Source organism: Ureaplasma diversum (assembly GCF_000941095.1).
Taxonomy (GTDB): Bacteria; Bacillota_I; Bacilli_A; order Mycoplasmatales; family Mycoplasmoidaceae; genus Ureaplasma; species Ureaplasma diversum.
Map to the genome: position 1 here is coordinate 29,660 of NZ_CP009770.1, position 15,962 is coordinate 45,621.

The window sequence follows — 15,962 nt, forward strand, 5'->3', positions numbered from 1 at the left end:
TTTATGGCTAAATTCTTACGAACTAAAATCTATAATAACTATTACTTATCAATCAAAGAGATGAACCAGTTTTATCTCTACTATGATTTAATTAAAAACAACCATGAATCATTAGTTGGAAAAATAGCTAATATTAAAAATCTTGATCTTAGTAGTTTTAAAGAAACTAATCAATATTTCAACCCTGTGGTTGAAAGAACTAAACACTATGATAATGCAATGTTAGTAATAGAACAAGTTACAAGTAGTTATGATTTAGCTCAAATCAATGCTTTATTAACTAATTTTCAAAAACTAAACCATATACCAGATCTTTTAGTTGATCAATCAGATCAAGATTTAGTTGATTATTTAAATAAGATGGAATTAGTTACTAAAAATAAATTAGAACAATCAAAGCTTAATAATAAACAAACTTTAGAAACTAAAGAAGAATTAGTACCGATTCAACTTAATCAATTTCATCAATTAACATTTAAAACAACTACTAATAAAAAGCGTTTTAATTTTAATGTATGGTTTTTTATAGTTGCTATTAGTACTATTACTTTATTACTTCTTATTTTCATTATTTTAATAGCATCAGGGGTTTTATAATGGATTCTAAAACAATTAGTATTGCAGTTGATGGACCAAGTGGGTCTGGAAAAAGTAGTGCTTCAAAAGTATTAGCCCAAAGACTTGGGTTTTTGTATGTAAATACAGGAGCAATGTATCGAGCTTATGCTTACTTTTTATTTGTAATCAAACAAATCGATCAACAAAACATTGATTTTGCTTTTTGTGTTGATTTACTAAAAGCAACTAAGTTTACTTTTAATGGGGATGATGTGTTTGTTGAAGTGAATAATCAAACAATTGATTTATCACTTGAGATCCGTTTAGATAGTACTGCTCTTTTAGCTAGTAAAATTGCTCAGAATGTGTTGATTCGTGATTTTGCTACAGCTCAACAACGAAAAATTGCTGAACAATTTAGTGTTGTAATGGATGGAAGAGATATTGGAACTGTGGTTCTAGTCGATGCCTTTGTTAAATTTTATTTAGAAACAAGTGTAGAAATAAGAGCTAATAGAAGATTTAAACAAAACCAAGAACTGGGAATAGAATCTGATTATGAAAAAATTTATAATGAGATCTTAGAACGAGATAATGCTGATAAAACCAGAGCAATTGCCCCTCTTAAACCAGCGAACGATGCACTAATTATTTATAATGATGGAATGAATGTTGAACAGTGCGTTGATGTAATGCATAAATATTACCTTGATTTACTTTCTAATAAATAAAATATCTAAAAATTGGTATAATATAAACTTAGAAAATAAACGAAAGGTGAATCCTTAATGGAAAATTTGACTAAAAAAGTTGAATCAGAAGAAGTAGTTGCTAAAAAAGAAGAAACTACAGCTTCTGCAAGTGCTAAAGTAGAACCAACAAAACCTACTACACCGGCTGATGCTATTCAGTTAAAAGTCAATGCTAATTCAACTATTAAAAACTTAAAAGCGTTAGTTTCAATTGTGAAATTAACTGAATCAGGAGCTCACATTGGACTAAATCCTAAAAAATGAAGTCCTAAAATGGCTCCATACATCCACGCAAAACGTTCTAACAACCATGTTATTGACATTCTAAAAACAATTGTTTTCTTAGATCGTGCTTACAAATTTGTTCAAGAAGTAATCAAGAACGAAGGAACAATTATGTATGTTGGAACACGTGGAAAGATGATTAAAGATCTTGTTAAAAATGAAGCAACTAGATCAAATTCATTCTATGTAACTCAACGTTGATTAGGTGGAACTTTAACTAACTTCAATATCATTGCTAATTCTTTAAAGAAATTCAATGATAATTTAGCATTAATTAATTCTGAAGAAATTAATAAATATTCTAAAAAAGAACAATTAGAAATTCAAAAACAAACTGCTAAATTAGAAAAATTCTATGGTGGAATTAAAAATATGCGTCAACTTCCTGACTTAATCGTTGTTGTTGATCCGATTAATGATTTAAATGCCATCAAAGAAGCTCGTAAACTTAATATTCCTGTAATCTCATTAGCTAATACAAATGCTGATCCAGATTTAATCGATTACATTATTCCAGTTAATAACCACTCAATTAAGTCAGTAACTTTAATTCTTGGTGTATTAACAGATGCTGTTGCTGAATTACGTAATGAACCAACTAAGATTGTTGGTAAGTCTGATGAAGAAATTGTTTTACCAGAAACAAGAAGCTGAAGACAAAACCGTAACAACAATAACAATCAACGTTACAACAATTACCGTTCTCAAAAAAACGATAAAAAATAATTTATTTATTGACAAACTACTTTCAAAAATGTATAATTATATAGTGTTTTTTTAAGGGTTTGTCCTTAATATGGCTACATAGCTCAGCGGTAGAGCAACCGGCTGTTAACCGGTTGGTCGCAGGTTCAATCCCTGCTGTAGCCGCCATTTATGGCCCGTTGGTGAAGCGATCAACACACATGCCTTTCACGCATGCATTCACGGGTTTGATTCCCGTACGGGTCACCATTAATTATTCTTAACTCTATATCTTTTATAGAGTCCTTGGAGTGTTAGCTCAGTTGGGAGAGCAATTGCCTTACAAGCAATAGGTCGGGGGTTCGAGCCCCTCACACTCCACCATCGCCGACTTAGCTCAATAGGTAGAGCAACTGACTTGTAATCAGTAGGTTGTGGGTTCAATTCCTATAGTCGGCACCAGTTAAATTAATCAAGTCCTATCTATCTGATTGAAGGTAGGTGGGGCTTTCTGCTTTGTTAGCTCAGTCGGTAGAGCAACTGACTCTTAATCAGTGGGTCGTGGGTTCGAACCCCTCACAGAGCACCATTTGCACTCGTGGTGGAATGGTAGACACGCTAGACTTAGGATCTAGTGCTTAATCGCATAAGAGTTCAAGTCTCTTCGAGTGCACCATTTATATATTTCATTAAACTACTCAAGTAATTGGGTAGTTTTTATTTTGTTCTAAAAGGGTGTTGATTGAATAGATGTTAGGTTAGGTTAGGTTAGGTTAGGTTAGGTTAGGTTAGGTTAGGAAAAGTTGGTTGATGTTAAGTTATGAACAATATATTCTTATTAGCAAGTTAATGTAGCGTTGACATTATATAAATCTTTACAATAAAAAACCAGTTGGCTTTATTTTAGCTAACTGGTTGTTTTAATTTATAGATAGATAGATAGATAGATAGATAGATAGATTAAGTGATTTCTAGACTGTCACCCTCTTCAATACTATAACCATAACCTGTTAATTGATCTCTAAGTTGTGTTTGACCATTATCAATTCTAATTGGATTAGTACCAAAGTTATCTTTTCCAGCTTGTTTTAGAACATTCAAATTAAATGCTCCGTTGCCATCAATTTTCAAATTCTTTTTATTAGTAATACGGATGTGAGTTGTTGCTGTACCGTTTGAGAATTTGATCTTAGCTGGTTGAAGTGGATTCATATCTAATACATCAAATTGAGCATTGTTTAATTCTTCAACGTCAATACTAAAATCACTACCCTCATTTTTAAGTACTAAACGTAAAAGTTTACGTTTTCCGTTTTCTGGTTTTTTAGCATCAGCGAAATAGAAACCTCAAAGACTTTTTAAATTAGTTCTAGTTAAATCTAAACCAGTTGGGTAACTACTTCCACCTTCGTTATGATCTGGTTTAAGACCTGGACCGAATGAACCTTGGAAAATCTTTTCATTATTACGTGTTCAGTATGCCATTCTAAGACCACGGTTGATTTCAAGCATTTTATCTCTATATTTTTCTTGCTTTTCATCGATATCTTCTTGATCAAAAGAAATAGAATTAAATACTACACGTGATATTTTACGAGCATTTCTCGAGAAGTCAGCAGACACATTATAATCTACATCATTTACTCATCTAACACCCTTAAGTACTAATGGGTTTATTGATCATTCTTCTAGTAATGGATTAGTTGATGTATAAAGAGCTAATTCTTTAATTTTCTTATTTTTTAACCCGTTAAGTCCTGATGTATTTTGACTTTCAAAGAAAATATGAACTTGTGGCATTTCATCTGGTAATGCTTTTAAAATATCAAGCATTCGTTGATTAGCATTCTTTTTACCAACATTCATAAAACGGTATGAAGTAATTTTCTTACCATCTTTTTGAAGTTGTCTAATTAAGTCTGCAGCTTGTTTGTATGCTTCATCATTACTGAAATCAAATGTAACAGTATAACCAAAGTTAAGATGTTTAGGATCATCGCTCGGTTTATCACGTTTCATTTCTTTAATTGTGATACCACCTTTTGCTTTTTCTGTATACTTTTTAAACTCAGCAGAATTAGTAACATCTGTTGAAGTTCATCCTGGATACTCACCTTTTTGAATTTCATCCGGACTTAAAATTCTTCAACTTGGATATCCGTACGCTCTACGGTCTTTATTGTCTCGTTCCATTCTAGTAGTTACTTTGTTGTAACCAGGTAATGGAGAATAAGCATGTGAATCTACTGAACCATCTGCATTAATGTAAACATTGGTTTCATCAGGAATCAGACCTTTTTTAAGTTGTTCTTCTGCGTTGGCTGTATATTTTTTGAATTTAGAAGTATCTAAATAAGCAAATAATTTAGCATATCTTAAATTCTTAGCATGTTTGTCAACATTTCGAATTCATTCTTTTTTTCTTTCTTCATAAGAAGAATCGCTATCATAAACACGTCGATTAGGTTGTGTTTTTAATAGTTTTTCTTTGAACGCTTCAATAGTCCATGCAGGATAAAGTTTTTGACCTTCTTCTGTTAAAAAAGGTTTAACAGCATCACCATTATCGAACAAACGAGAGAATTTATAAAAACGATCTCTTCAGATGCTTTCATATTGCTGGTTTAATAATTCAGTTAATTCTTTTTCATCATGAGTTTTGAAATCTTTTGAAAAACCAGTATGGTCCTGACCAGTAATGTATTTAAGTGCACTAGTTGTATGAGTAAAACTTTTTTGTCTGAATTCTTCAGTCACTTCAACTGATAAAACATCTGGAACAAGTTCAGAGATGTATGGATCATCATTTAATAAACGATGATCAACATCTGATTGGAATATTTGTCTTTTTGGTTGTGGTTGAACTTTTACTCTTACTTTAATACCATTAACTTCTACTTCTCTATATTCTTGATCAGGCAGTTTAAATGGTTCGATAGGAGGTTCTGGTTCATCTGGTCGATCAGTTGGCTTAAGTTCTTTAGGTTCAGGTTCTGGTTGAGGAACAGGTTCGGGAGCGGCTTCAGGAGCTTCTTGAACATCTGGCTTTGGTTCTGGTTCTTTTTTAATCTCTTCTTGCTTGTCTGGTTCTATAACTTCAGGTTGTGCAGGAGTAGGTGTTTTTTTAGGTTCAATTTTTTCAGGAATTGCTTCTTTTTTCTCAATAGGCTTTCCTTCTGCATTTTCTGTTTTGTAAATAACAGTTTTAGCAGTAATATTGTCATCTAGTCCTTTTGAACCAAACGCAACACCTAAAGCAATAGATGTAGCAGCAATACTAGTTGCTACAGATATACCGATTACAATTTTAGTCGCTAGTTTCATAAGTCTCCTTAATTATTAGCTCGTATAATATTTATTGTGGTTCTATATTTTATTATAAATATTTAAAAATAGACATATTTTTATATCAATAAGTATTATATACTTATGCATAATTAATAAATATATCATTTTTATATGAAAATATGAAGTAAATATTAATTTAATTAACAAACATCTTATTTAAATATCCATTTTTGATATCTTTTAGTTTTTGAACTTTTTTAGATTGAAGTGAGATTAAGTTGTCTAGTTGAATGAAGAAGTTGGCGATTTTTTGTTGTTCTTCTTTTGTTGGTATATAGATCTGAAATCTAAGTATATCATTAAGTAATATGGCAGGGATAGCAGAATTATTGATGAGTTCTTGTATTTCTGTATATTTACTTTTCAAATAAAAATATACAAAAGATGTGATGTGTCCACTATTTACATTCATTGAAAAGGCAGAATTTCCTGCTCAAAATTTGTTATTCTCTAAAATTACAAATCCAGCATTTATACCTCTAGAACTCATAACGATTTTACAACCATTTTGATTAAAATACTTATAAAATCCTGTATAAGTACAAGCTCCATTATAAACAGGAAAATCATAAATGTCGTTTTGATATTTAGAATGAACAAATTCTCCTGAGAAAATGTTTAAAATATCATTTAATTTTTTTAAATTTCAATTCTTTGAATAACCACTAAACCTTAATTCAGGAATATCATTTCCTAATCTAGGAAGCATCCTGTCTAATAAACCATTCTTAATATCTTTAAGCTTATCTAGTTTGTTTTGATTAGATTTAATTAATTGATCAAGGTTCTTGAAAAATTCTCCAATTTTTTGTTGTTCTTTAATAGAACTAGGTAACATCATTTCCATATCTGAAATCATTTCTAATCGTACAGAATCGACTGTAGCCTTTGCGGTCATTGTCATCGCTCTTTCATAGAAATTTTTTGAGAAAACATAATAAAAGTATATTGCTGATACATTATTAAAATTGCTCATTTTGTAGCATCGTTGGTGTAAATCAAATTTCCCTTTAATGTAATGAAAAACCTTACCTATGTTTCCATCACCTATAGTAATAACTGCTTCTTCATCAAATAAATATCGGTTGCTTCTAACAGGAGTATCTGATCTTATAAAGAATGGATATTCTCCATCATCGACTTGATCTTGTGTATTACTTTTTCCAGTGGTTATAGAACAAGCGTCTTTTATTAAAGATTTTTCATATTTTTTCTCAAACCCCTTAAACCTTAACTCCGGTCTCTCTCTATCTCTCTCTCTTAAAATAACTTTCTTATTCATAACCCCACCCTAAAAAACCAACAATCATATTGTTATATTTTACCAATTAATAATTAGTGATAGTTAATCTACTATATTAATAAATTTATTAATAGATTAGATAATTTACTACCATACCATTTACACAAACCCAAAAATTATTATCAAATAATCCACACACAAACAATATTCACTTAACAATCTTTTAGTATCAATTAATTTTTATTATTTATAAATTAATCAATTATGACAAAATTCTTATATTAATGATTGTTAATTTATTAAAAATTAACTATCTTTATATCCTGTTAACTATTCAAATTTCAATAATTGTTATAATTGAAAAGTTGAATAATAACTAATTATTAATAATTCAAAATTTGATTCATTACCTAAGGATTAAAAATGATCGATAACAATAAAGAAAAGTTATTAAGAGCTAATATCAATAATTGAAAAAGCATGCTACTTGATTTAACTCTAAAAAACAAAGCCTTAAACATTAAAACCCATTTAACTAAATCATTACCTTCAAAACTTAAAATTATTCATCCAAGTTTTGATGATCTTTGTAATACTATTGAGAATTCACAAAAAGAAACATTTCAATTTGGTAATTATGAAACTGTTCATAAATATACATTAAATCAATATGGAAATGATGTTTTATATTCACACAATATTGATGATATTTTAAAACAAGGTAGTTTAAAATCTAATACTATTTACTCTGAATTTGGTGATTCTGTATTTTTAGATGTTATTAAGAAAATAGAGAAAAATGCAAGAACATTTAAAGAAGAGTACTCAATTGATATAGCTTATTTAACTTTTGGTATTTTAAAGTGATATGAATCAATAGATTCAAATCTTCCTATATATGCTCCTTTATTGTTTTATCCTGTTGAAATCAAAAAAGATAATTCAAATAATTGAAAAATTATTCGTAAACTTGAAAATGGATTTATCTTTAATGAATCATTAGCTCGTAGAATGAAAAATGATTTTAAGGCTGATTTTGAATATATTGATATAATGATTTATCAGATAATAAATTTCAAGAATATTGCAACAAAATCTTAAGTCAAATAAGTGATAAAAGATGAACAGTTATTAAAGATATTTATTTATCAACATTTGACTTTAGTAATATTCATATTTATAAAGATATTGAACAAAATATAGACAAAATCATCAACAGTCCATTCTTTACTAGAATGGTAAGTGATACTTTTGATCCTAAAAATGATATTAGTGCTATTAATGAACAAAATATAAATGAGAAAATCACCATTAAAGATCAATTTAAAATCTTAGATGCTGATTCATCACAAGAAATAGCAATTCAGAATGCAATTGATAATAAAAGCTTTATTTTACAAGGACCACCAGGAACTGGTAAATCACAAACAATTACTAATATTATCTCTGAACTTATTTCAAGAAACAAAAAAGTACTTTTTGTAGCTGAGAAAAATGCTGCTCTTCAAGTTGTTTTTAATAACTTGCGTAAAATCGGTATTGATAAATATGCCATTCCAATTCATGATTCTAAAGTTAATAAAAAACAAATTCTAAATGAAATTCTTGAAACAATTGATGAATCAAAACTTTATGAATTAAACAATGAACTTTATTTTGATTTTATTAATAGTTATGAAAAAAGTAAATCAATTTTAGAAAAATATAAGAAATCATTATTAACTAAAAGAGATCCTGAGAATTTAAGTTTATATCAATATTTAGGTAAATACTATAAGCTATCAAACTTTCAAGATCTTTATTTTGATATCAATAATATTCTAGAAATTGATTCTGAACAATTTGATCAAATCAAAAGTTATATAAACGCTTTTGAAAATGCTCTTAAAAACATTAATTTTAATGTTAAAAATCATCCTTGATATGGATTGATTAAAGATTCATTATCTTTTGAAGAAAAAGATAGATTATTTACTTATCTTTCATTCTTAAGATCTAATTCAGCTGAATTAGTATCAAGACTTAAAAAATTTAAATATTATTGATAATGATAGTGAATTTAATTCACAATTTGTTTCAAATACATTAAGCTTACATTACATAACAGAGTTTATAACATTAAACAAGTTTAAAGATATAACGCTTTATAATGATAATGATGTTAAAAATGATTTAGAGATATTACAAAATATTCTTCAATTAATAGAACAAAAAAATCAAATAATAGCTGATCAAAAGAATATTTGAAATAATGTTGATTCAATCTTAGAACAAGATTGTATACAAGCTTATGAGATCTTAAACAAGTATAAAAATAATCCTTTTAAATTCTTTTCTAAAAAATGATGAAGTTCTAAAAAGTTATTTAATAAAAAGAATTTAATTGATTCAAAAGATAAAAAGATAAACATTGTTGATAGTGCAAAAGTATTTGCTCAAATCCAGTCAATTGATGCATCGATCAAACAACTAAATTCAGAGTTAAACATCAATCTTAATGATGTTGATCTTAATCTTGAAAATGTACAAAAATACATCCAAAAATTTATAGTTCTAGTTGAAAATATTGAAAACATTAAACCTTTATTCATTAGATTAATTAACTATTTATCTAATAGTAATGATAATCAAAACAATCTAATACAATTTGTTTCAAAGATTACTAATGCAATCACTTATCTAATAGATATTTTTGATCTTAGTATAATTAACCTTACAAAAATGCCATTTGATAAATTTGCTTCTAAATTAGTAAATTTAATTAATGAAAAAGAAGAAATAAATTCATATATAAGTTATTTAAATACTAAAAATAGATTAACTAAACTTAACCAAGGTTCTTTTGTTCAAGCAATCGTAAATAATCTAGTTGAAGATAACTTTGAAAAGATTTATTTAAAAAAGTTTTATAGAAAGCTTTGTGAAGTAATCATTGAATCAGAAATGGCTAATGAAGATTCAATATTCTTAAACCAAAATGTAAATAACTTCAAAATCAAAGACTTAAATGGTTCAGACTTAGCTAAAGAAAATATTATTTTACTAAATGATAAAAGAATAAAAGAATCATTGATTTTTCCAAATGCAAATTCGCAATATGCTTTACTTAAAAAAGAAGGGGCTAAAACTAGAGCAATTATTCCGTTCAAAAAATTCTTTGAAAAAGCACACCAGTTAGTTTTAAATGTTAAACCTTGCTTAATGTTATCTCCACTAACTGTAAGTAACTTTTTTAAAGATGTTGATTTTACTTTTGATACTGTTATTTTTGATGAGGCTTCACAAATTAGACCTGAAAGTGCTATTAGTTCACTAGCTCGTGCTCATCAAGTTATTGTAGTTGGTGATAAAGAACAAATGCCACCATCAAACTTCTTCCAATCAATAACTAGTGAAGAAACATTTTTAGAATTAGATGAACCAGAAGAGAATATTTCAGAAACTTATGAATCATTATTAAACTTAGCTGAAGCTAGTTTAAGTTCAATTAAATTAAAGTGACATTACCGTTCAAAATTCGAAGAACTAATTTATACATCTAATAAAGAAATTTATAAAGACTTAGTAACATTCCCTAATTCAAAACAACCTAAAGAGTTTGAGGGATTGAAATTCATCCATGCTAATTCTTCTGAAAGAATTTCTGAAGAAGAAAAAGTGATTAAAGAATCTAAACGAGTTTTAAAAGAAATTATTGAAAAATATCAAGATCAATATTCAATTGGTTTTGTTGTATTCAATCAAGAAATGTTAACAAAAGTTGAAAAAGAGGTGATAACTTTATCTCGACTAATCCACATTTAAAATTCTTCTTTACAGATGAGAAAAACGAACCATTCTTTGTTAAAAACATTGAACAGGTTCAAGGGGATGAACGAGACATAATAATCTTTTTAATGGAAAATAGACGAATTAATGATGGGTCAATCAGTATTAATTTTGGAGCAATTAATAGAAGTGATTCTGGATATAAAAGATTAAATGTAGCGATTTCACGTGCTAAAAAAGGTTTAATATTAATTTCTTCATTTAGAAGTAATGAAGTAGATTGATTTAGAAGTGACAAGCGTGGTATTAAAATGCTTGAAAAATTCATAAAAAATGCTGAATATGGAGTAAACGTACTAGAAGATACTAAACAATTACAAAAGCAAATGGATTCAACATTTGAACATGAAGTTTACAAAAAACTAGTTGCAGCTGGACTTGAAGTTAAATTCCAAGTGGGAACTTCAGGATTTAGAATTGATTTAGCAATTGTACATAAAAATAACCCTAATAAATATGTTTTAGGTATTGAGTGCGATGGTGCTACATTCCATTCATCTAAATCAGCAAGAGATCGTGACCGGCTTAGACAACAAGTATTAGAATCAAGGGGATGAAATATCCATAGAATCTGATCAACTGATTGATTTAAAAATCCTAATCAACAAATTGATTTGATTTTACGCAAATTAGATGATATTTATAGTAATAATAAAATTCTTGAACCAATTGATGAACAAATAGTTTCATTTGCAGATGAGATTTCACTAGATAATGATTACTTAGATCTATTTGAAGATTATTTAAACATTGAACAATTTATAGAAGAAAATAAATTATTATTTCGCTCATCACGTGAAGGTGATAAAGTTAACATAATAAAGAATTTATTACTTCAAACTGGTCCTATTAAAGAAGATAAGTTCAATGAAATTATTAAAAAGTTATTATCTGAACCTAGAATAAATAATGAAATAAAACAATTTGCAAAAAGATTAATTAGACCACTTGCAAGTTTTGATATGCACGGTTTTTATGTACCGATAAATAATGACTTCGAATTTAAGTTCAAGAAGAGTAATTCTAAAGAAACTAAACGTCTATTAAATGAAATACACCCTAATGAGCTTGAACACTTGTTTTTAAAAATGTTGAAAACATCAAAAATCTCAATTAGTTTAGATGATTTTTGTAGGGAATTATCATATTTAACACAATCACAAGTTAGTCAACTTAAAAATAAAGAATACATATTAGAGATCTTAAATAATATGGCTCAAAACAATTTAATAAATAAAATTAGCCATGATGTATTTGAAATGAAAAAAGATTCTTAGATAGTAAATCTATTTGATTAAAAGAGAAGTACAAGCGTGTTGCTTGTGCTTTTTTCTTTTTTGTGAATAACTAATTGATATGGTTTGTTTTGTACAAAATCCAGGAAATGGTATTAAATGATTGCTTAATACAAAACAAATACTAAACAAATGTAATTATAATTCCTGGATTTAATTCAAACCGGAACATCCAAGTCAAAAGTCCTTTTTTTTTTTTTTTTTTGCAAAAGAAGAAATAGTTTCTAAAATCACTTCATATTTCAAATAAATCCAAGCTTTGATAAAAGGAATTTTAGACATAATTTACTATCAAAGGATTTATAAATATGAGTAAATTCAAATACAAAAAAGCATTAACTCTAGCAGTTGGTGCTATTATGGCAGGGGTTAGTGTTATTGGAGTAGTTGCAGCTTGTGCACCAACAAAGGCAAAACCAAATAAACCTTCTCAAGGTACTCAAAATCAACCACAAACTGGTGGTTCTCAATCTACAAACCCAGGAAGTGGTTCTACAACAACTCCAAGTGGTCAAGGTTCAGGAAATAATACAACTAATCCATCAGCTGGTTCAACTAATACAAGTCCAGGAGGCACTAATCCTGGTTCACAAGCTAAACCAGAAGATAAAAAGATGCAAGACGATAATCCAAATGTAGATAAAGGTGAACAATCAGGAAAAAGTGAAACACCCGGTGCTAATGGAAAAGATGACAAGGGAAGCGGTGATCAAGAAACTAAACCAGTGGTTAGTGTAACTGATGATGCTAAATTAGCTAAAAATGATTCTAAATATTCATTAACATTAAATGTCACAAATGCAGATAATAAATATTTAGAAGTTGAATTAACTGAAGTTGTAAATAACCAACAAGAAGCAACTAAAGTTAAAGCGAAAGCTAAAGTAGAATCTAATAATGTAACTGTTAGTTTTGATGGTTTAAAAGCAGGAACTAAATATAAGGTATCAGCTCTTAAACTTTATGAGAACGAAACTACTAGTGATGGAATTAGTGTTGATTTAAGTACAACTTTAAGTGCAAAAGAATTTTCAACAGAACAAGCACAAGCTCCAAAAGTTAATACGCCTGCACCAACTCCACAAAACCCTGTATCTATTACTTTAGACGACAATGCAATGTTAACTAAAAAAGATAACAAATACGAACTATCATTAAATGTAGCAAATGCCGAAGGAAAATACTTAGAAATTGAATTAACTAAAGTAAAAGAAAACAACCAGAATGATGCAGATACTATAATTTCTGATAAAGTAAAAGTTGAAGGTGGCAAAGCTACTGTTAGCTTTAAAACACTAGAAGATGGTGCTAAATATAAAATAACTGATGCACAACTTTATCGTGATGAAAAAATTGAATCAGGAGACACTGTTCAATTAAGTGATGATTTAACTAAAAAAGAAATAACTATTAAAACATCAGACTCTAGTGATCAAAGCGTTGAAGGTAAAATGTCAGAAAATGGCAAAGTAGATGCTCCACAACCAGCTCCACAAGCTGATCAAAATGTTAAACCAACAACAGCTAGCTTAGAAGCTACTTCTAAACTTACTGAAAATAAAGGTGACTTTGCTTTAACATTTAAATTTGAAAACGCTGATAAAAAGTTTGTTGAAGTAGAGCTTGTTGATAGTAGCAATGATAAAATGGTTATTAAATCTAAAAAAGTTGAAGTAACTAACAATCAAGCTGTTGTTATGTTTGATGGTGTTAAATTGATAAGCAAATACAAAGTTAAATCTATTAATTTATTCGATGAATCAGATGCAACTAATGGTAAACAAATTAAGTTAACTGAAGAACTAACAAATAGAGTTATTGATGTTGACGCAAAAGTTATTCAATTTGTTAGTTTTAAAAGAGGAGATAAAAAACTTCCTGAAATAACTCTTAAAATGCCAAGTAAACTTTATTCACAAATTGATAATCAAGTATTCGAATTCTTATTAGAAAATAGATCTAATTATGTAGATGGTTTTACTTACTTTGTAACAATTCAAGGTGATAATAAACAAATTTATACTAAGAAATTGAATGATAATGATGGAATGGTAACATTTCAAATATTCCCAGCTTTTGAATATGCTAACGATCCAAAACAAGGAAACAACTACATTGATAACCTTTGACTAAAGAATGATGCTAAAAAGAATAACTTATTAAAAACACGAATCACATTCACATCATAACCCTACCTTCTACTACCCCTTTTTCTCTTACTTAAACACAAAAATTAAACAATATAAAAACCGATCAGATAATTGAATCTAATTCAACTATTATGATCAGTTTTTTTATTTTATCTATTTATTAATTTAAACCAGTGTAATCTTTTAAGAAATCAATGATATCAGCTACTTTAGAACTAAAGTATGGTTTATAGTCAAAATCAGTTTCTGATGTTGCTTTATAAAGTTCAATATAAACTTTAAATTTAGGTTCAGTTCCTGATAATCTAAATTTAATACTACCTAATCCATCAAGTTTTCATTCTAAGTAATTACCTACTTCATGATAGATCATGTCATGAATTTGATAATCACTAATTGCTTTGAATTCGAAGTCTTTTAGATTATTCATAATACTAATAGCTTTTTGTTTTCAATTATCCCCATCAATGATAAATTGAATAGTTCGATTATATCAATATCCATATTTAGGGAAGATTTCTTTTTCTAAGATATCAATTAAATCCATATTATGATTTGATTGATAATAGTTTACTATTTCTAATAATAAAGCAGCATATTGGTATGAGTCTTTATCATTATTAAAATCATTTCAAAGAGCACCAATTGCTTCTTCAAAACCAATTACTAAACTATTAGTTTTCTTAAGTTGAGCAATTAAATTACCATGGTTTTTAAAACCAACATCAACATATTTAACTTCACAATTAAATTCATTAGCAAATAGTTCGATATATCTTGTTGAAATATATGTTGAAATCACATATTTAGCTTTATCGTATGATTTATGTTTAAGTAAATAATAAGCAGCAATAATAGCTGTTTCATTACCAGTTAAATAAACTCATTCACCGTTTTTAAAAACAGCTGCTCCAAGGCGATCACCATCAGGGTCACTACTTAACATTAAATTAGCATTATGTTTTTGTGCATACTCTAAACTAAGTTTGAATGAGATTGGAACTTCTGGGTTTGATGTTGTATCATAACTAAAGTTAGGATCTTCTTGATTCTGTTCACTAACAGAGATCACATTCTTATAACCTAAGCTGTTTAAGAATGGAATCATATCATATGATGAAGATCCGTGATGAGCGGAGAAAACAACTTTTAGTTCTTTAGTTTGATTAGGATCAGTATTAACTAAAGCTTTTTCTATTACTTTAAAATAACTGCTAATAGTTTCATCATCAATGAATTTAATTAATTCTTGATTAGCTTCTCAACTATAATCTAGCATACTTTCAAAACTAGGAATATAGTCACTAATAATATCTGTCTCTTCTTTAAGTGGTTGTGCACCATTTGATCCATAAACTTTAAATCCACAATACTCTTTAGGGTTATGACTAGCTGTAAACATAATCCCCCCACAAGCATTTGTGTGATGAATTAAATAAGAGATGATTGGTGTTGATAACATCTTATAATCAGCTGGAACTAATACTTCATAACCAGCAGCAGAAAATAATTCTGCAGCCATTTGCATCGCTTCTTTTGATAAGAACCGATTATCCCTTCCAAAGACAACTATTTTATTTGTTTTGTTTTGATTGTTTAAATATTCAATAAAACCAACAATTAGTTGCATATAAGTAATTTTATTAAAATATTTAGTTCCAATATTACGTTGTAATCTTACCCCAGAAGTTCCAAAAGTAAATTTGAACTCAGGGTTAAATAACTCATCAATTTGTTCTTCAGATAAATTGTTAACTAATTGTTTTTGTTCATCTGATAAGTTTTTTGATTGTGATCATAGCTTTGCTAATTGATTCAT

General features: G+C 28.2%; 11 protein-coding genes, 6 tRNA genes and 1 pseudogene. 14 read left to right on the forward strand and 4 right to left on the reverse strand.

What is annotated here, in order from left to right; genetic code table 4:
* Positions 1-3 precede the first annotated feature (3 nt).
* The 9 genes and pseudogenes from JM47_RS00140 (at position 4) to JM47_RS00180 (ending at position 2,955) form a co-directional block, all read left to right on the forward strand.
* Positions 4-597, forward strand: a complete 594-nt coding sequence (locus JM47_RS00140; protein ID WP_208895032.1) for a hypothetical protein — start codon at positions 4-6, stop codon at positions 595-597.
* On the forward strand, positions 597-1,289 hold the full coding sequence (gene cmk, locus JM47_RS00145; protein WP_208895033.1) for a (d)CMP kinase: 693 nt from the start codon (positions 597-599) through the stop codon (positions 1,287-1,289). The genes JM47_RS00140 and cmk overlap by 1 nt, the downstream gene beginning before the upstream one ends.
* A gap of 57 nt (positions 1,290-1,346) precedes the next feature.
* Positions 1,347-2,309: pseudogene (rpsB, locus tag JM47_RS00150) on the forward strand (30S ribosomal protein S2); the annotation flags it as partial.
* Between the two features lie 84 nt (positions 2,310-2,393).
* Positions 2,394-2,468 (forward strand) — tRNA-Asn (locus JM47_RS00155).
* A gap of 5 nt (positions 2,469-2,473) precedes the next feature.
* Positions 2,474-2,549: transfer RNA gene (locus JM47_RS00160), tRNA-Glu, on the forward strand.
* Positions 2,550-2,587: 38 nt separating this feature from the next.
* A tRNA-Val gene (locus tag JM47_RS00165) sits at positions 2,588-2,663 on the forward strand.
* Positions 2,664-2,665: 2 nt separating this feature from the next.
* Positions 2,666-2,741: transfer RNA gene (locus tag JM47_RS00170), tRNA-Thr, on the forward strand.
* Between the two features lie 51 nt (positions 2,742-2,792).
* Positions 2,793-2,868: transfer RNA gene (locus JM47_RS00175), tRNA-Lys, on the forward strand.
* Positions 2,869-2,871: 3 nt separating this feature from the next.
* Positions 2,872-2,955: transfer RNA gene (locus tag JM47_RS00180), tRNA-Leu, on the forward strand.
* A gap of 284 nt (positions 2,956-3,239) precedes the next feature.
* Here the strand turns inward: JM47_RS00180 and JM47_RS00185 are convergent.
* Positions 3,240-5,603 carry a putative immunoglobulin-blocking virulence protein gene (locus JM47_RS00185; protein WP_208895034.1) on the reverse strand — a complete coding sequence of 788 codons (2,364 nt, stop codon included), beginning with the start codon at positions 5,601-5,603 and terminating at the stop codon, positions 3,240-3,242.
* 160 nt (positions 5,604-5,763) lie between these two features.
* The gene (locus JM47_RS00190; RefSeq protein ID WP_208895035.1) at positions 5,764-6,909 is read right to left on the reverse strand and encodes a restriction endonuclease subunit S; all 1,146 of its coding nucleotides are present in this window, start codon (positions 6,907-6,909) and stop codon (positions 5,764-5,766) included.
* Between the two features lie 384 nt (positions 6,910-7,293).
* On the opposite strand from JM47_RS00190, the gene JM47_RS03915 reads away from it, so the two are divergent.
* Together JM47_RS03915 and JM47_RS03920 are read left to right on the forward strand one after the other, a co-directional pair.
* Positions 7,294-7,971: a DUF4011 domain-containing protein gene (locus tag JM47_RS03915; RefSeq protein ID WP_244870382.1), complete on the forward strand. Its 678-nt coding sequence runs from the start codon at positions 7,294-7,296 to the stop codon at positions 7,969-7,971.
* Positions 7,972-8,105: 134 nt separating this feature from the next.
* Positions 8,106-8,918, forward strand: a complete 813-nt coding sequence (locus tag JM47_RS03920; RefSeq protein ID WP_244870383.1) for an AAA domain-containing protein — start codon at positions 8,106-8,108, stop codon at positions 8,916-8,918.
* A 240-nt stretch (positions 8,919-9,158) separates the two neighbouring features.
* Here the strand turns inward: JM47_RS03920 and JM47_RS03925 are convergent, their stop codons facing one another.
* Positions 9,159-9,359, reverse strand: a complete 201-nt coding sequence (locus JM47_RS03925; RefSeq protein ID WP_244870384.1) for a hypothetical protein — start codon at positions 9,357-9,359, stop codon at positions 9,159-9,161.
* A 232-nt stretch (positions 9,360-9,591) separates the two neighbouring features.
* Between JM47_RS03925 and JM47_RS03930 the strand changes: the two genes are divergently transcribed.
* From JM47_RS03930 to JM47_RS00200, 3 genes are all read left to right on the forward strand, one after another.
* The gene (locus JM47_RS03930) at positions 9,592-10,674 is read left to right on the forward strand and encodes a DEAD/DEAH box helicase (RefSeq protein ID WP_244870385.1); all 1,083 of its coding nucleotides are present in this window, start codon (positions 9,592-9,594) and stop codon (positions 10,672-10,674) included.
* 83 nt (positions 10,675-10,757) lie between these two features.
* The gene (locus JM47_RS03935; protein WP_323754874.1) at positions 10,758-11,975 is read left to right on the forward strand and encodes a DUF559 domain-containing protein; all 1,218 of its coding nucleotides are present in this window, start codon (positions 10,758-10,760) and stop codon (positions 11,973-11,975) included.
* Between the two features lie 326 nt (positions 11,976-12,301).
* Entirely contained in the window at positions 12,302-14,182 is a 1,881-nt protein-coding gene (locus JM47_RS00200) for a hypothetical protein (protein WP_208895036.1), read from the forward strand.
* 121 nt (positions 14,183-14,303) lie between these two features.
* Here JM47_RS00200 and JM47_RS00205 read toward each other — a convergent pair whose 3' ends face one another.
* Positions 14,304-15,962, reverse strand: a complete 1,659-nt coding sequence (locus JM47_RS00205) for a phospho-sugar mutase (RefSeq protein WP_208895037.1) — start codon at positions 15,960-15,962, stop codon at positions 14,304-14,306.